Raw genomic sequence first — 15,977 nt, 5'->3', positions numbered from 1 at the left:
CTGCAAGGGCGCTTCAGAGCTGATCAGGCAGCTCGATCTCGCCTTCGTACACCGAGACCGCCGGGCCGGTCATCATGACCGCTTCGCCGGGGCCGGCCCAGGCGATGTTCAGTACGCCCCCATGGGTCTGTACGGCCACCGGCGAATCCAGCAGGCCCCGGCGGATGCCCGCCACCACGGCGGCGCAGGCGCCGGTGCCGCAGGCCAGGGTTTCGCCGGCGCCGCGTTCATAGACCCGCAGGTTCACATGGTGGCGATCCACCACCTGCATGAAACCGGCATTGACGCGCTTGGGAAAGCGTTCATGACGCTCGATCAGCGGCCCCTCGCTCAGCACCGGGGCTGCTTCGCTGTCCTCCACCACCTGTACTGCGTGCGGGTTGCCCATCGAGACGACCGAGATCCAGGTGGTCTTGCCGGCTACATCCAGCGGCCACAGCGTGTCCTCGGCTTCGTTGCGGTGTTGCAGGCCGTGGCTGTCGAAGGGGACGTCGGCCGGGGTGAGGATGGGAGCGCCCATGTCCACCGTGATCTGGCCATCGTCTTCCAGGCGCGGTTCGATCACGCCCGACATGGTTTCCACACGGATGGCGCGCTTGCTGGTCAAGCCCTTGTCGGTGACGAACTTGACGAAGGCGCGTGCGCCATTGCCGCACTGTTCCACTTCGCCGCCATCGGCGTTGTAGATGCGATAACGGAAATCGACACCTTCGCCACGCGCCTTCTCCACCACCAGCATCTGGTCGGCGCCAATGCCGAAGCGGCGATCCGCAATGAATTGCCATTGCGCCGGGCTGAGGGAGATCGATTGATTGATGGCGTCGAGGACGACAAAGTCGTTGCCCGCGCCATGCATCTTGGTGAATTTGATTTTCATGGACACATTATAAGAGAGGCGCCGGACCCACGGGCTCAGGCGTCGTCGCGGCCGTAGACGTCGGGTTCGCCGGGCGGGCGGGTCTTGAAGCGCTTGTGCGCCCAGAAGTATTCGGCCGGATGTTCGCGCACGCGGTCTTCGATGAAAGCGTTCATGCGGCGGGTCGCAGCGACGATGTCCTCGCCCGGATAGTCGGTCCAGGCCGGGTAGTAGGTGGCCTTCCAGCCCTTGTAGTCGGGCAGGAAAGTGCATACCACCGGCACTACGGCAGCGCCGGTGGCCGCAGCGATGCGGGCGGTGGCAGTGAGGGTGGCGGCAGGCACGCCGAAGAAGGGGACGAACTCGGCATCGCGGATGCCGAAGTCCATGTCGGGCAGCATCAGGAAAGGCAGGCCCTTGCGCATGGCGCGGATGATGGGCTTGACGCCTTGCTCGCGCGCCAGCAGCGTTGCCGGGCGGAAACGCAGGCGGCCTTTGAGCAGGGCGCGGTCGATGACGTCGTTGCGCTGCTTTGTATAGATGGTGCAGGCCGAATATTCCGAAAACACGCCCAGGGTCGCTCCGGGGATTTCCAGGCAGACAAAGTGCGGGGCCAGCAGGATGGTGGGGCCCTTGGCAAAGGTGTCCAGCGGCATGCCCGGTTCGACCTGGATGAGCCGGCGCAGGCGCGAGATCGGCGCCCACCAGAGGATGCCGCGTTCCAGGGCGCTGCGGGCGAACAGGCGGAAGTGCTCACGGGCAATGCTTACGCGCTCTTCTTCGGTCTTCTCGGGAAAACACAGCCGCAGGTTGGTCAGCGCGATGTGACGCCGGGGCCGCATATAGAGATAGAGCAGCGAACCGATGCCCTCTCCCAGTCGGCCCAGAATGGGCAGGGGCAGCCAGTGCAGCAGCCACATGATGGCCAGCAAGAGTCTCATGCCGCGGCCTCCCCCGGACGGCTGACCCCCGGCGGGGTCTTGTAGCGGTTGTAGCTCCAGATGTACTGGGCCGGGCAGCGCGCGATCAGGGCTTCCATGGCGGCATTGATGGCCTGGGCCTGTTGCTCGGGGGTACCGTCCAGCGCTCCCTCGAAGGGAACGAAGTGGATGGCATAGCCGCGCCCCCAGGACAGTCGTTGCGCATAGGTCAGCAGGAGGGGCGCGCCGCTCATCTGCTGCAGCTTGGCCGACAGCGTCATGGTGTAGGCCGGCTTGCCGAAGAAGCCGGCCCAGACGCCTTCGCCGTTCTGCGGCACCTGGTCGGGCAACAGGCCGATGGCCTGGCCGGTCTTGAGGGCTTTCAACAGGATGCGCACGCCCGCCAGGTTGGCCGGGGCCAGATGCAGGTTGGCGCGCGCGCGGGCGCCTTCGATCAGGGGCTTGAGGGCGGCCTTGCGCGGCGGACGGTAGAGCACGCTCAGGCTGGTGTGGCGGGCCACGACCTGGGCCGCGATCTCGAAGCAACCCAGGTGAGGTGTCAGGAAGATGACCCCGCTCTTGGTCGCCAGCGCCTGCTGGACCAGCTCCCAATTGACGATGCGCGCAGTACGCAGCACCCGGCGGGGACTTGCACACCAGATGAAGGGCAGCTCGAACATGCCCTTGCCCGCCTCGCCCACGGCCCGGTACAGGCTGGCGCCATGCCCGGCCAGCGTGATATTGCTGCGCAGGCGTCGTCGATAGGAGGGCGAGAGCAGGAACACCAGCCAGCCCACCACCACGCCGATGGCATGCAAGGCTGGCAAGGGCAGGAAAGAGAGCAGGCGGAATAAAGAAACGAGCATACTTGCCGATAACGGTTGGGCGGGGTGCGTCCGCCGCCAAATTGCAGAAAATTGCAAGAGGCGTAAAATAGCACAAGCCGTCGAGTTAATGACAACTTGCGAGACGGGGTACAAATATCGCTAAAGCGTCGCAGGCACGACTAACGATGGGCCGCGACATTTGCTAAATCGTTTTCAGTCAGAGGCTTGCAATGTCCAGCGAATATCTCTTTACCTCCGAATCCGTCTCTGAAGGCCATCCCGACAAGGTTGCCGACCAGATCTCGGACGCCATCCTGGATGCCATCTTCACCCAGGACCCCCAATCCCGCGTCGCCGCCGAGACCCTGTGCAACACCGGTCTGGTGGTGCTGGCCGGTGAAATTACCACCCGCGCCAACGTCGACTACATCGATGTGGCCCGCGAGACCATCAAGCGCATCGGTTACGACAATGCCGACTTCGGCATCGACCACAAGAGCTGCGCCGTGCTGGTGGCCTACGACAAGCAATCGCCCGACATCGCCCAGGGCGTGGATGAAGGCCGTGGCGTGGACCTCGAACAAGGCGCCGGCGACCAGGGCCTGATGTTCGGCTACGCCTGCAATGAAACCCCGGAACTGATGCCAGCCGCGATCTACTACGCGCACCGCATCGTCGAGCGCCAGTCGCAACTGCGCAAGGATGGCCGCCTGCCCTGGCTGCGTCCGGACGCCAAGTCCCAGGTCACGCTGAAGTACGTGGATGGCAAGCCGGTGGCCATCGATACCGTGGTGCTGTCGACCCAGCACTCCCCGGAGATGGACCAGAAGGACATCCACGAAGCCGCCATCGAAGAAATCATCAAACCGGTGCTGCCGGCCGAATGGCTCAAGAACACCCGCTACCTGATCAACCCCACCGGCCGCTTCGTCATTGGCGGCCCGCAGGGCGATTGCGGCCTGACCGGTCGCAAGATCATCGTCGACACCTACGGCGGCGCTGCGCCCCACGGTGGCGGCGCCTTCTCCGGCAAGGACCCGTCCAAGGTCGACCGTTCGGCCGCCTACGCCGGTCGTTACGTGGCCAAGAACATCGTCGCCGCCGGCCTGGCCGAGCGCTGCCAGATCCAGGTGTCCTACGCCATCGGCATCGCCAAGCCGACCTCGGTCATGGTGACCACCTTCGGCACCGGCAAGATCAGCGATGAAAAGCTGGCCCAACTGGTGCAGGAACACTTCGACCTGCGCCCCAAGGGCATCGTCCAGATGCTGGACCTGCTGCGCCCGATCTACGCCAAGACCGCCGCCTACGGCCACTTTGGCCGCGAAGAGCCGGAATTCACCTGGGAGCGCACCGACAAGGTCGCCGCCCTGCGCGCTTCGGCCGGTCTGTAATCAGGGCCATCCGGCGCGGGCCGGTGATGGGCGAGGGAAACCCGATTTCCCCGCCTGTTCGGAGGATTGACTAACGCCTATCCCGCGCTACAATGCTGTTCCCGTGGCTTCAGGGCCACGCACCGTATCGACGTTGGCGTTGCGTCTGGTACATGAATCTCACAATGCCTCACCGCTGCAAGGAGCGTTGCGACAGGGACATCCCCTGCCAGGCTTGAAGCGGTGAACAGGCGCACGTCGCCTGGCAACCGCGCTCACGTTACTTTTTTTCTGGCTTTTTCATGAAAGGAGGGCGTGAACAGCGCCATTGCCATGACTACCAATCCTACCCAAGACTACATCGTCGCCGACATCAAGCTGGCCGACTGGGGCCACAAGGAAATCAAGATCGCCGAAACCGAAATGCCGGGCCTGATGGCGATCCGCGAGGAATTCGCCGCATCCCAGCCGCTCAAGGGCGCGCGCATCACCGGTTCGCTGCACATGACCATCCAGACCGCCGTGCTGATCCAGACCCTGGAAGCACTGGGCGCACAGGTGCGTTGGGCGTCCTGCAACATCTACTCGACCCAGGACCACGCCGCTGCCGCCATCGCCGCTAACGGCACCCCGGTCTTCGCCATCAAGGGCGAAACCCTGGATGAATACTGGGAATACACTCACCGCATCTTCGAATGGACCGACGGTGGCTATTCCAACATGATCCTGGACGACGGCGGCGACGCCACCCTGCTGCTGCATCTGGGTTCGCGCGCCGAGGCCGACATCTCGGTGCTGGACAAGCCGGACTCCGAAGAAGCCGTGTGCCTCTTCAACGCCATCAAGCGTTACCTGGCCAAGGACGCCAGCTGGTACTCCAAGCGTCTGAAGGAAATCAAGGGTGTGACCGAAGAGACCACCACCGGCGTGCACCGCCTGTACCAGATGCACAAGGAAGGCAAGCTGGCCTTCCCGGCCATCAACGTCAACGACTCGGTCACCAAGTCCAAGTTCGATAACCTCTACGGCTGCCGCGAATCGCTGGTGGATGGCATCAAGCGCGCCACCGACGTGATGATCGCCGGCAAGGTCGCCATCGTGGCCGGTTACGGTGACGTCGGCAAGGGTTCGGCCCAGGCCCTGCGCGCCCTCTCGGCACAGGTGTGGGTCACCGAGATCGATCCGATCTGCGCCCTGCAGGCCGCCATGGAAGGCTATCGCGTGGTGACCATGGATTACGCCGCCGAACACGGCGACATCTTCGTCACCTGCACCGGCAACTACCATGTGATCACCCATGAGCACATGAAGAAGATGAAGGACCAGGCCATCGTCTGCAACATCGGCCACTTCGACAATGAAATCGAAGTCGCCGCCCTGAAGCAGTACACCTGGGAAAACATCAAGCCGCAGGTCGATCACGTGATCTTCCCCGATGGCAAGCGCATCATCCTGCTGGCCGAAGGCCGCCTGGTCAACCTGGGTTGCGCCACCGGCCATCCGTCCTACGTGATGAGCTCGTCCTTCGCCAACCAGACCATTGCGCAGATCGAACTGTTCGTCAACACCAAGGACTACCCGGTCGGCGTCTACACCTTGCCCAAGCATCTGGATGAAAAGGTCGCCCGTCTGCAGCTCAAGAAGCTCAACGCGCAACTGAGCGAACTGACCGCAGAACAGGCTGCCTACATCGGCGTGAAGGTCGAAGGCCCCTACAAGCCTGAGCATTACCGTTACTGATCCCTGTGCGGGCCGGCCCTGTGCCGGCCCGGCAGTTTCAGCATCGTCCGCCGCCCGTGCACTTGTGCACTTATGCACTTGCATTGCCGTTGCCGGTGATGCAAGCTCTGCGGGTGGCGTCATCATTCCCCGACGGGGTCGAAAGGATTTTCCGTGCGTCTGCTGCTGACCTGGCTCATCAATGCCCTGGCCTTGCTGGCCGTTCCCTACCTGATGCACTCGGTGCAGGTCGACAGCTTCGGCTCGGCCCTGCTGGCCGCGCTCATCCTGGGTTTCGTCAATACCATCGTGCGCCCGGTGCTGGTCGTGCTGACCCTGCCGGTGACGGTGGTGACGCTGGGCCTGTTCATCCTGGTCATCAATGGCCTGATGTTCTGGGTGGTCGCGCAACTGGTGGGTGGTTTCCATGTGGCCGGATTCTGGTCGGCTGTAGGCGGCGCGCTGCTCTATAGCATCGTCTCCTGGGCGCTCTCGACGCTGTTGCTGAAATCGGGTCCGAATCAATGAGTACAAGTACACATAATTTCAGTATCGAATTCTTCCCGCCCAAGACCGCCGAAGGCGCGGAAAAACTGCGCGCCACCCGGGCCCGGCTGGCCGCGCTGCAACCCAAGTATTTCTCGGTGACCTTCGGCGCGGGTGGTTCCACCCAGCAAGGCACGCGCGACACCGTGCTGGAAATCGTCAGCGAAGGCCATGAAGCCGCGCCGCACCTGTCCTGCATCGGCAGCTCCCGCGCCAGCCTGCGCGCCATCCTGGAAGACTATCGCGCCAATGGCATCAAGCGCCTGGTGGCGCTGCGCGGCGACCTGCCCAGCGGCTATGGCGCGATGGACCAGGCCTCCAGCGAATTCCGCTATGCCAACGAGCTGGTCGAGTTCGTCCGCGCCGAGACCGGCGACTGGTTCCACATCGAAGTGGCGGCCTATCCGGAAATGCACCCGCAGGCCCGCTCGCCCCAGGACGATGCGCAGAATTTCGCGCGCAAGGTCAAGGCCGGCGCCAACTCCGCCATCACCCAGTATTTCTACAATGCCGACGCCTACTTTCGCTTCGTGGACGAGGCGGCCCGGCTGGGCGCGACCGTTCCGGTGATCGCCGGCATCATGCCCATCACCAACTACTCGCAGCTGATGCGTTTCTCGGACATGTGCGGCACCGAGATTCCCCGCTGGATCCGCCTGAAGCTGGCCAGCTATGGCGACGATACCGAATCGATCCGCGCCTTTGGCCTGGACGTGGTCACCCAGCTGTGCGAACGGCTGCTGGCCGGCGGCGCACCGGGCTTGCATTTCTATTCACTCAACCAGGCCGGGCCGACCCAGGCCATCTGGCAGCAACTGGTGAAGTAAAGAGACAGGGCAGGCAAGCCTCCAGGAAGCCGGACTCACACGTGGTCCGGCTTTTTTTATTGTTCAGTCAGCATCGGTCAGGATGGCCTCCATCGGCACGTCATGCGCCTGCGCCTCAAAGGCCGCCAGGCCGAAGCGGTAGCACACACCCACCGCCCGGGGGCGGGGTAGGCCCGCCAGGGTACGGTCATAGAAGCCGCCGCCATACCCCAGCCGGAAACCGGCGGCATTGAACCCCACGCAAGGAATCAGCAGGGCCTGCGGCCGGATCTCCGGCGCCGAGGGTAGGGGCGCCAAGGTGCCCAGCGCATCCTTTTGCAGCGCATCGCCCGGCTGCCAGGCGCGAAACAGCAGCGGCGCGTCCTTTTCCACCACCACCGGCAGGCACAGGTGCACGCCGCGCGCGGCCAGTGCGTTATAGGCTGCAGCCAGGTCGGGCTCGCCCCGGATCGGCTGATAGACCGCCAGACTGCTCACGCCGGCCCGCATCGTCCACTCCAGCACGCGTTGGCCGATGCGGGCATCGGCAAGCTCGCGCTCCTGGACGTCCAAGGCTTTGCGGCGCGCCAGCAGCGCTGTGCGCAACTGCTGCTTGTGCAGCACAAGACTGGCTGTTTCCGACGACGGGGCAGGGGTGTCGCGTGCTATGCTTGGGTTCATTATCTGTTTCATCAATCTGTATGAAGAAGCTTGCATGAGTATGCGTCCGAAGAATCATCCGTTCAAGCAGCGCCTGCGCGCGCTGGTCGCCTCCATGGCGCTCCCCCTGGCCCTGGCAGGCGTGGCCGCGTTCGCCCTCGCACCCGCTGCCCAGGCGCAGAAGCGTCTGGCTGCGGACGCCGCACCCGACGACATCTTCCTGGCCTTGCGCCAGGCCGCCGCCACCGACAATGCAGCGCTGGCGCAAGACCTGGCGTCGCGCCTGTCGGGCTATGAACTGGCGTCCTATGTCGATTACTACCGCCTCAAGCCGCGCGTGCGCGACTACAGCGCCAGCGAGCAGGAGATCCGTGATTTCCTGGCCCGCTGGGACGGCCAGGCCATCGTCGATCGCCTGCGCAATGACTGGCTGCTGGCCTTGGGCAAGACCGGTAACTGGGCCGTCTTCGATGAGCAATATCCCAAGTTCGTGCTCAACGACGATACCCAGGTCAAGTGCTTCGCGCTGAATTCGCGCGCCCTCAAGGGCGAGAACGTGGCCGAGGAAGCGCGCGCCCTGCTCACCAATCCCAAGGATTACGGCCAGGGCTGCAGCGACCTCATCGCCACCCTGGCGCAGAACGGGCAGTTCAGCCAGGCCGATGTGTGGTTCCAGATCCGCCAGGCCGCCGAGAACGGCAACGCCACCGTAGCCCGTCGCGCCGCCGTGCTGGTCGATAGCGGCGATGTCAGCGTGACCCAGGTGATGGACCGTCCGGCGCTGATGCTGGCCAAGGGGCCAGGCAAGGGCGTGGCCAACCACCAGCTCTACATCATCGCGCTGGGCCGCATCGCCAAGAGCAATCCGGCCCAGGCCGCCACCTATCTCAACGACGCCGGGCGCAACCTCACCTCGCAGGAAGCCGCCCAGGCCTGGGCGCAGATCGCCCTGGCGGCTTCCTACAAGCTGGCGCCGGAAGCCTCGGATTACTGGCGCCGCGCCAAGGATACGCCGCTCACGCAAGACGCCATGCAGTGGAAGGTCCGCATGGCCCTGCGTGATGGCGACTGGAAGACCGTGCGCAGGACCATCGAAGCCATGCCCGCGCCGCTGCGCAGCGATACCGCCTGGGTCTACTGGCTGGGCCGCGCACTCAAGGAAGACGGCCAGCATGACGCCGCCCGTCGCCTGTTCGAATCCATCGCGCCCAACTTCAGCTTCTATGGCCAGCTGGCGCTGGAAGAGCTGGGCCAGAAGATCACCATTCCACCCGGCCCGACCCCGCCCGGTGCGGGCGAAGTGGCCCTGTATTCGCAGAATGCCGGCTTCAAGCGTTCGCTCAAGTTCTACCAATTGAACCTGCGCTTCGAAGCCATCCGCGAATGGAACTGGGAACTGCGCAACATGACCGACCGTCAGCTGCTGGCCGCGGCCGAATACGCCCGCCAGAATGATGTGCTGGACCGCATGGTCAACACCTCCGACCGCACCAAGAGCGAGTTCGATTTCACCCAGCGCTTCCCCGCGCCGCACCTGCCGGAGATGAACGCCGCCACCAAGCCGCTGGGCATGGAGAACGCCTGGGTCTATGGCCTGATCCGCCAGGAATCGCGCTTCATCAAGTCGGCCCGCTCGCATGTGGGCGCGTCCGGGCTGATGCAGTTGATGCCGGCCACCGCCAAGTTCGTCGCCCGCAAGATCGGCATGAGCGAATTCACCGCCGACCAGGTCAACGACATCAACACCAACCTGCTGCTGGGCACCAGCTATCTCGACATGGTGCTGAACAACCTGGAAGGTTCGGAGACCCTGGCCACCGCCGGCTACAATGCCGGCCCCGGCCGTCCGCGCACCTGGCGTGCAACCCTGCCCAGGACGGTGGAAGGAGCGATCTTTGCGGAGATCATTCCTTTCAATGAAACCCGGGGCTATGTCAAGAACGTGATGTCCAATGCGACTTACTATGCGGCCATGTTCGAGAACCGTCCGCAATCGCTGAAGCAACGCATGGGGACCGTGGCGCCCAATTCCAACGTCGCCACCGACCTGCCCTGATTCCCATGCCCGCCTGGCCGCGCCTCTCGCATGGCGACCAGGCGGAAATCGGAGAGTGACAAATGGCATTCAAGAAGATCCTCGTCATCGGTGGTTCCGGCTTCATCGGCACGCGCCTGGTGGAGCTGCTGGGCAGCAGCACCGATTACCGTGTGATGGTCCCCACGCGCCGCTACGAGCGCGCCAAGCACTTGCTGGTATCGCCCGTGGTCACGGTGGTGCAGGCCAATATCCACGATGATGCGGCCCTGGCGCGTCTGGTCGCCGAAGCCGACGTGGTCATCAACCTGGTCGGCATCCTGCAGTCGCGCCCGGCACGCGGCGGCGCAGCCTATGGTCCGGATTTCGAGCGCCAGCATGTGCTGCTGCCGCGCCGCATCGTCGCCGCCTGCGTGCAGCAGGGGGTGAAGCGTTACCTGCACATGAGCGCGCTGTGCGCCGATGCCAAGGGACCGTCGATGTACCTGCGCTCCAAGGCGGCCGGTGAGCAGGAAGCCTTGTCGGCGCCATCGCTGGACGTGGCCATCTTCCGGCCCTCGGTGGTGTTCGGCGAGGGCGACAATTTCCTCAACATGTTCGCCGGCCTGAACCGCATGTTCCCGGTGATCCCGCTGGGCAGCCCCGATGCGCGCTTCCAGCCGGTCTACGTGGGCGATGTGGCGCAGGCCTTCGTCAATGCCCTGGCGCTGCCGCGCCTGGGCGGCAAGGTCTTCGAACTGGGCGGGCCCAAGCAATATACGCTGCGCGAACTGGTGCGCCTGTCCGGCTGGTACAGCGGCCATCCGCGTCCCATCGTCGGCCTGCCTGATGCGCTGGGCTGGCTGCAGGCCTTCGCCCTGGAACACCTGCCGGGCAAGCTGATGAGCCGCGACAACGTCGCTTCCATGCAGGTGGACAATGTGCTGCACGCCCCCCTGGCCGCCGAACTGCGGCTCACGCCCAAGTCGGTGGAAGAGGTGGTGCCTGGCTACCTCTGCCCGCGCAGTCCGCAACAGCAGTTTGATCTCTTCCGCAGCACCGCGCGGCGCTGACGGCTATCTCCCTCGCCGCGCCTTCCGATCCTCAAGAAACGAGCCCACATGCAAGATACTGAACTTGATCCGGTATTGTCCGAAACGCTGCAAAAAGCCGGCCGCCATCTGCCCACGCTGGTGATCGCCAACAAGAACTACTCGTCCTGGTCCATGCGCCCATGGGTCGCCATGGTGGCCTTCGACATTCCCTTCAAGGAAGTGCGACTGTTGCTGGACCAGGCCGACACCGCCGCCGAGATCGCCCGCTACACCGGCTCGGGCCGGGTGCCGGTGCTGCTCGATGGCGACATCGCCATCTGGGATTCGCTGTCCATCTGTGAATACCTGGCCGAGCAATTCCCTGACCGCCACCTGTGGCCGGCGCGCACCGATGCGCGCGCCATTGCGCGCAGCATCTGCGCCGAGATGCATTCCGGCTTCACCGGCCTGCGCAGCGCCATGAGCATGGACATCCGCGGGCGCTACCCGGGCCAGGGCCGTACGGCCGAGGCGCAGGCCGATATCGCCCGCGTCTGCGAGATCTGGGAAGAGTGCCTCTCGCAATTCGGCCACCATGATTTCCTCTTCGGTGATTTCTCCATCGCCGACGCCTTCTACGCCCCGGTGGTGATGCGCTTCATCAGCTATCAGGTGCCGCTGGCCCCGGCGCTGCAGGCCTATGCCGACCGCGTGCGCGAACACCCGGCCGTGGCGCGCTGGATCGCCGAAGCGCTGGCCGAGAAGGAAATCCTTCCGGACCACAAGTGAGGCGCCGCCGATGAAGACCTACACCGTCGGCGGCGCAGTGCGCGACGGCTTGCTGGGCCTGCCGGTGAAGGACCGCGACCACGTGGTGGTGGGCGCGACGCCGGAGCAATTGCTGGCGCTGGGTTTCCGCCCGGTGGGCAAGGATTTTCCGGTGTTCCTCCATCCGCACACCCAGGAGGAATATGCCCTGGCCCGTACCGAGCGCAAGACCGCGCCGGGCTACAAGGGCTTCGCCTTCCATGCGGCCCCCGATGTGACCCTGGAAGACGACCTCGCGCGCCGCGACTTGACCATCAACGCCATTGCGCAGGATGAAGATGGCACGCTGGTCGATCCCTATCACGGACGCGCCGATATCGCCGCGCGCGTGTTCCGCCATGTCTCCGACGCCTTCATCGAGGACCCGGTGCGCATCCTGCGCGTGGCCCGCTTTGCGGCGCGCTTCGCCGATTTCACGGTGGCCCCCGAGACCAATGCGCTCATGCAGCGCATGGTCGAGCAAGGCGAGGTCGATGCCTTGGTGCCGGAGCGCGTCTGGCAAGAGCTCTCGCGCGGTCTGATGGAGCAGAAGCCTTCGCGCATGTTCGAGGTCTTGCGCGCCTGCGGCGCACTGCAGCGCATCCTGCCTGAGCTGGATGCGCTGTGGGGCGTACCGCAGCCGGAGAAGTGGCATCCGGAAATCGATACCGGCGTTCACGTGATGCTGGTGGTGGACTGGGCGGCGGCGCAGGGCTTTACCTTGCCGATCCGTTTTGCCGCCTTGATGCATGATCTGGGCAAGGGGACCACGCCACCCGAGATGTGGCCGCGTCACCATGGCCACGAAGCGCGCAGCGAGCGCCTGGCCGAACAGGTCTGCGCGCGCCTGAAGGTGCCCGGCGAATGCCGCGATCTCGCCCTGATGACCGCCCGCGAGCACGGCAACGTCGGCCGCGCCTTCGAGATGCGCCCGGATACGCTGGTCAAGTTCTTCTCGCGCTGCGACGCCTTCCGCAAGCCGCAGCGCTTCATCGACATGCTGCGCGCGGCCGAATGCGATCATCGCGGTCGCACTGGCCTTGAGCAGCAGCCCTTCCCGCAGGCCGCCTACCTCGAAGGCGCGCTGCAGGCGGCGCAGCAGATCGATGCTGGCGCGATCGCCCAGGCGCAGTCGCAGCCGCAACGCATTCCCGAGGCCATCCAGGCGGCACGTACCGAGCAGGTAGCGGCCTTCGTCGCCCAGCACGGTGCGCAGCAGCCATGAGCAAGGAGCGACGATGAGTAATCCTCTGGCCCGGCTGCTCAAACGCCTGCGCGGCAGCAAAACGGAGCAGGACGAGCGACAGGAAAAGCCGCACGTGTTCGTCAAGGAATTGTCGCCACGCTCGCGCCGCCACCTGCTGCGCCACTTCCTGGCGCTGGAAGAAAAGGATCGTCTGCTGCGCTTCGGTTCCAAGCTCTCCGACGACATGGTCACGCGCTACGTCGAGGGCATCAATTTCGAGCGCGATACCGTCTTTGGCGTCTACGACCGTCGCCTGCGCCTCTTGGGCGTGGGACATCTGGCCTTTGCGCCCAAGGAAGCCACGCGCATCAGCGGTGCGACCATCAAGCCGGTGGTGGCCGAGTTCGGCGTGTCGGTCTCGGCGGCGGCGCGCGGACTGGGTGTAGGCACGCGCCTGTTCATGCGCGCCGCGATGCACTGTCGCAATGCCGACGTCGATACGCTGTACATGCACTGCCTCTCGTCCAACAAGGTGATGATGCACATCGCCAAGAAGGCGGGCATGGAAATCCACCGCGACTATGGCGAGGCCGACGCCTACCTCAAGATCAAGCCCGCCAATTCGGCCACGGTCTTTCAGGAAGCCCTGGAAGAGCAGGTCGCCATGCTGGACTACATCGTCAAGGCCAACTTCAAGGCCTTGCTCAAATGGGGCGCACGCGTGACCGGCATCGGCGCCAGAAAGAAGGACGACGGCGCACCGCCTCCGGCCGCCTGACGCGCTTCTTGCGCAAGCGCACATGACCATCCGGGCGAGGGGGCGCATAATATGCGCCTCACTTTGATAACGGGTATGCCATGAGCACCAATCCCAACACCGATGATTTCTTCGCCACCGTCGCCACCAAGTCCGATAGCGGAGCCTTGCGCGGCGACTACAGCCAGGCCGACGCCAACTACGTCGTGGCCCAGAACTGGGAAGGCTACACGCCGGCCCAGCACGCGCTGTGGCGGCGTCTGTACGAGCGCCAGGCCAGGCTGATTCCGGGGCGCGCCTGCGATGTCTTCATCGAGAGCCTGAAGGCCCTCGACGTCTCGCAAGGCATCCCGCGCTTCGACCGCACCACCGACGCCCTCTACAAGGCCACCGGCTGGCAGCTGGTCGCCGTGCCGGGTCTGGTGCCGGACCAGACCTTCTTCGAACACCTGGCCAACCGCCGTTTCCCGGTCACCGTATGGCTGCGCGAGGAGCATGAGTTCGACTACATCGTCGAGCCCGACCTGTTCCACGACTTCTTCGGCCACGTACCGCTCTTGTTCAATCCGGTCTTCGCCAATCACCTGCAGGAATACGGCAAGGGCGGCCTGAAGGCCCTCAAGCTCGACGGCCTGGCCTACCTGGCGCGCTTGTACTGGTACACCATCGAGTTTGGCCTGATCCAGAGCGAGGCTGGCCTGCGCATCTATGGCGCGGGCATCCTGTCCTCCGGCGGCGAAGTGGAGTATTGCCTCTCCAGCGACAAGCCGCGCCGCGTGCCGTTCCAGGTCGAGCGCATCATGCGCACGCTCTACAAGATCGATACCTACCAGGAGACCTATTTCGTCATCCGCGACTTCGAGCAACTATTCAACGATACGGCGCCCGACTTCACCCCCTTCTATGAACGCCTGAAACAGCAGGAGCCCTTGCCCGCCAACGCCCTGCTGGCGGGCGAAACGAATCTCGCAGCCAACCACCTGGTCTGAACCCGCACCACCTGGCGGCTGCATCGAATAATCTCTAGATCGGCAATCAGTTTGCTGACTTCCAACGACAGGGGTGACGCAAGTCAAGAAGGCTGCCTATGGGCCTGCGGACAATGAAACGCTTCATTGTCCGCCACCCAGGAGCCCGCCATGTCATGCAAGCCCATCCTCAGCATTCTGTTGTTCGCCGCCAGCGCTCAGTTCACCTCGCCCGCCAGTGCCGCTGGCCCCGAGCCGATTACCCCTATCCAACCGGCCCAGGTCCGTAATCCCGCCATGGTGGAATTGGGTAAGCAGCTGTTTTTCGATCCGCGCCTGTCCAAATCCGGTTTCATCTCCTGCAATTCCTGCCATAACCTTTCCATGGGGGGAACGGACAACCTGAGGAGCTCCATCGGCCACAACTGGCAGCAGGGGCCGATCAATTCGCCCACGGTGCTCAATGCAAAATTCAATGCCGCCCAGTTCTGGGATGGCCGCGCTGCTGATCTGAAGGCCCAGGCCGGTGGTCCGGTCGCCAATCCCAAGGAGATGGCGTTTTCGCATGCGCTGGCGGTGGAGGTATTGCAGTCCATTCCGGGCTACGTCGCGGCGTTCAAGCAAGCCTTTGGCAACCAAAAGCTGGGCATGGAAGAAGTGACGCAGGCCATTGCGGCCTTCGAGGAAACCCTGGTCACGCCCGATTCCCGCTTCGACAAATGGCTCAAGGGCGACCGGCGCGCGCTCACGCGCAAGGAGCAGGAAGGCTACCGGCTCTTCAAGGAGTCCGGTTGCATCGCCTGCCACAATGGCCCCGCCGTGGGCGGCAATTCTTTCCAGAAGATGGGGTTGGTGGCGCCCTACCAGACCAGCAATCCGGCGCAGGGACGCGCCGACGTGACCGGCAAGGAGGCCGATCGTTTCCACTTCAAGGTGCCGACCCTGCGTAACGTCGAGCTGACCTATCCGTACTTCCACGATGGCGGCGCCGCCACTCTGGCCGAAGCGGTCGATACCATGGCGCGCATCCAGTTGGGCCGGCAGTTCAGCGCCGACGAGAACGCCAAGGTGGTCGCCTTCCTCAAGACGCTGACCGGCAAGCAGCCGCGTTTGCAGTTACCGGTGTTGCCGCCCTCTTCGGAGAAGACACTGCGGCCGCAACCCTTCGATCATCCCTGAAAAGTCGCCGGCAAAAAAAAAGCGGATCTGACAGGGGGAGCCAGATCCGCGAGCTAGTGGTGCTTTCAACACTAGAGGGGAGGAACCTTGCACAGTAACGGATACCAATCAATCGCTGTTCAAGTGAGGTCTATTAAACGTCAGTGCCGAAGCTGGTCCAATGGCTTTTACTGGATGTTACATTCACGTCTTGCTTGTAACACTTGAGCTGGCTGCAGCTCTTTTTTTTCAGCCGGAAATATTGTTGTTTTTGTCTTTCCGGCATTTTCTTCTCTACCCGGGCATCAACGCCGCAGGACTTGCGGAAAGTGTTTCCTGCATGCCA

Annotated in this window: 15 protein-coding genes and 1 riboswitch; of the genes, 11 read left to right on the top strand and 4 right to left on the bottom strand. The window is 64.0% G+C overall.

The genetic code is table 11. The features are described 5' to 3' along the window. Positions 1-13: 13 nt before the first annotated feature. Genes dapF through ACP92_RS21395 form a run of 3 tightly spaced genes read right to left on the bottom strand, consistent with a single transcriptional unit; the run spans position 14 to position 2,642 of the window. Positions 14-877: a diaminopimelate epimerase gene (gene dapF, locus ACP92_RS21405; protein ID WP_013236218.1), complete on the bottom strand. Its 864-nt coding sequence runs from the start codon at positions 875-877 to the stop codon at positions 14-16. Positions 878-912: 35 nt separating this feature from the next. Beyond that, a complete protein-coding gene (locus ACP92_RS21400; RefSeq protein WP_013236217.1) occupies positions 913-1,797 on the bottom strand; it encodes an LpxL/LpxP family acyltransferase in 885 nt (294 codons plus the stop codon). Further along, positions 1,794-2,642: a lysophospholipid acyltransferase family protein gene (locus tag ACP92_RS21395; protein WP_013236216.1), complete on the bottom strand. Its 849-nt coding sequence runs from the start codon at positions 2,640-2,642 to the stop codon at positions 1,794-1,796. The genes ACP92_RS21400 and ACP92_RS21395 overlap by 4 nt, the downstream gene beginning before the upstream one ends. A gap of 191 nt (positions 2,643-2,833) precedes the next feature. Here ACP92_RS21395 and metK point away from each other — a divergent pair, with 191 nt between their 5' ends. The 4 genes from metK to metF all read left to right on the top strand — a co-directional run bounded on the left by metK (position 2,834) and on the right by metF (position 7,068). Further along, on the top strand, positions 2,834-3,997 hold the full coding sequence (metK, locus tag ACP92_RS21390) for a methionine adenosyltransferase (protein WP_013236215.1): 1,164 nt from the start codon (positions 2,834-2,836) through the stop codon (positions 3,995-3,997). A gap of 173 nt (positions 3,998-4,170) precedes the next feature. After that, positions 4,171-4,260, top strand: a riboswitch (S-adenosyl-L-homocysteine riboswitch). Positions 4,261-4,309: 49 nt separating this feature from the next. Next, positions 4,310-5,716 (top strand): adenosylhomocysteinase, encoded by a 1,407-nt coding sequence (ahcY, locus tag ACP92_RS21385; RefSeq protein ID WP_013236214.1) that lies wholly within the window; start codon positions 4,310-4,312, stop codon positions 5,714-5,716. Positions 5,717-5,869: 153 nt separating this feature from the next. Next, a complete protein-coding gene (locus ACP92_RS21380) occupies positions 5,870-6,223 on the top strand; it encodes a phage holin family protein (protein ID WP_013236213.1) in 354 nt (117 codons plus the stop codon). Continuing rightward, complete coding sequence (metF, locus tag ACP92_RS21375; protein WP_013236212.1) at positions 6,220-7,068, top strand: methylenetetrahydrofolate reductase [NAD(P)H]; 849 nt, start codon at positions 6,220-6,222, stop codon at positions 7,066-7,068. The genes ACP92_RS21380 and metF overlap by 4 nt, the downstream gene beginning before the upstream one ends. Before the next feature lie 63 nt (positions 7,069-7,131). On the opposite strand, the gene ACP92_RS21370 is transcribed toward metF, so the two are convergent. Further along, positions 7,132-7,728 (bottom strand): 5-formyltetrahydrofolate cyclo-ligase, encoded by a 597-nt coding sequence (locus tag ACP92_RS21370; RefSeq protein ID WP_231944388.1) that lies wholly within the window; start codon positions 7,726-7,728, stop codon positions 7,132-7,134. Between the two features lie 34 nt (positions 7,729-7,762). Here ACP92_RS21370 and ACP92_RS21365 point away from each other — a divergent pair, with 34 nt between their 5' ends. The 7 genes from ACP92_RS21365 to ACP92_RS21335 all read left to right on the top strand — a co-directional run bounded on the left by ACP92_RS21365 (position 7,763) and on the right by ACP92_RS21335 (position 15,652). After that, positions 7,763-9,763 carry a lytic transglycosylase domain-containing protein gene (locus tag ACP92_RS21365; protein WP_013236210.1) on the top strand — a complete coding sequence of 667 codons (2,001 nt, stop codon included), beginning with the start codon at positions 7,763-7,765 and terminating at the stop codon, positions 9,761-9,763. A 62-nt stretch (positions 9,764-9,825) separates the two neighbouring features. Then, positions 9,826-10,794, top strand: a complete 969-nt coding sequence (locus ACP92_RS21360) for a complex I NDUFA9 subunit family protein (RefSeq protein ID WP_013236209.1) — start codon at positions 9,826-9,828, stop codon at positions 10,792-10,794. 48 nt (positions 10,795-10,842) lie between these two features. After that, a complete protein-coding gene (locus ACP92_RS21355; RefSeq protein ID WP_013236208.1) occupies positions 10,843-11,544 on the top strand; it encodes a glutathione S-transferase family protein in 702 nt (233 codons plus the stop codon). Positions 11,545-11,554: 10 nt separating this feature from the next. Then, entirely contained in the window at positions 11,555-12,787 is a 1,233-nt protein-coding gene (locus tag ACP92_RS21350) for a multifunctional CCA addition/repair protein (protein ID WP_013236207.1), read from the top strand. 13 nt (positions 12,788-12,800) lie between these two features. Next, positions 12,801-13,526, top strand: coding sequence for a GNAT family N-acetyltransferase (locus ACP92_RS21345; protein ID WP_013236206.1), 726 nt, complete (start codon positions 12,801-12,803; stop codon positions 13,524-13,526). 80 nt (positions 13,527-13,606) lie between these two features. Then, on the top strand, positions 13,607-14,494 hold the full coding sequence (phhA, locus tag ACP92_RS21340) for a phenylalanine 4-monooxygenase (RefSeq protein WP_013236205.1): 888 nt from the start codon (positions 13,607-13,609) through the stop codon (positions 14,492-14,494). Between the two features lie 150 nt (positions 14,495-14,644). Next, positions 14,645-15,652 carry a cytochrome-c peroxidase gene (locus ACP92_RS21335; RefSeq protein ID WP_013236204.1) on the top strand — a complete coding sequence of 336 codons (1,008 nt, stop codon included), beginning with the start codon at positions 14,645-14,647 and terminating at the stop codon, positions 15,650-15,652. The last annotated feature ends 325 nt before the right edge of the window (positions 15,653-15,977 follow it).

Source organism: Herbaspirillum seropedicae (genome assembly GCF_001040945.1).
Taxonomy (GTDB): domain Bacteria; phylum Pseudomonadota; class Gammaproteobacteria; order Burkholderiales; family Burkholderiaceae_D; genus Herbaspirillum; species Herbaspirillum seropedicae.
The sequence above is the reverse complement of the archived record's forward strand: the minus strand, read 5'-3'. Positions and strand labels throughout refer to the sequence as shown.

Bases quoted from the DNA above. Each gene is read 5' to 3' on its own strand.
- ahcY (WP_013236214.1), top strand. From the start codon at position 4,310: ATGACTACCAATCCTACCCAAGACTACATCGTCGCCGACATCAAGCTG.
- ACP92_RS21400 (WP_013236217.1), bottom strand. From the start codon at position 1,797: ATGAGACTCTTGCTGGCCATCATGTGGCTGCTGCACTGGCTGCCCCTG.
- ACP92_RS21350 (WP_013236207.1), top strand. From the start codon at position 11,555: ATGAAGACCTACACCGTCGGCGGCGCAGTGCGCGACGGCTTGCTGGGC.
- metK (WP_013236215.1), top strand. From the start codon at position 2,834: ATGTCCAGCGAATATCTCTTTACCTCCGAATCCGTCTCTGAAGGCCAT.
- ACP92_RS21365 (WP_013236210.1), top strand. From the start codon at position 7,763: ATGAGTATGCGTCCGAAGAATCATCCGTTCAAGCAGCGCCTGCGCGCG.
- ACP92_RS21355 (WP_013236208.1), top strand. From the start codon at position 10,843: ATGCAAGATACTGAACTTGATCCGGTATTGTCCGAAACGCTGCAAAAA.
- metF (WP_013236212.1), top strand. From the start codon at position 6,220: ATGAGTACAAGTACACATAATTTCAGTATCGAATTCTTCCCGCCCAAG.
- ACP92_RS21370 (WP_231944388.1), bottom strand. From the start codon at position 7,728: ATGAACCCAAGCATAGCACGCGACACCCCTGCCCCGTCGTCGGAAACA.
- ACP92_RS21345 (WP_013236206.1), top strand. From the start codon at position 12,801: ATGAGTAATCCTCTGGCCCGGCTGCTCAAACGCCTGCGCGGCAGCAAA.
- ACP92_RS21360 (WP_013236209.1), top strand. From the start codon at position 9,826: ATGGCATTCAAGAAGATCCTCGTCATCGGTGGTTCCGGCTTCATCGGC.
- ACP92_RS21335 (WP_013236204.1), top strand. From the start codon at position 14,645: ATGTCATGCAAGCCCATCCTCAGCATTCTGTTGTTCGCCGCCAGCGCT.
- dapF (WP_013236218.1), bottom strand. From the start codon at position 877: ATGAAAATCAAATTCACCAAGATGCATGGCGCGGGCAACGACTTTGTC.
- phhA (WP_013236205.1), top strand. From the start codon at position 13,607: ATGAGCACCAATCCCAACACCGATGATTTCTTCGCCACCGTCGCCACC.
- ACP92_RS21395 (WP_013236216.1), bottom strand. From the start codon at position 2,642: ATGCTCGTTTCTTTATTCCGCCTGCTCTCTTTCCTGCCCTTGCCAGCC.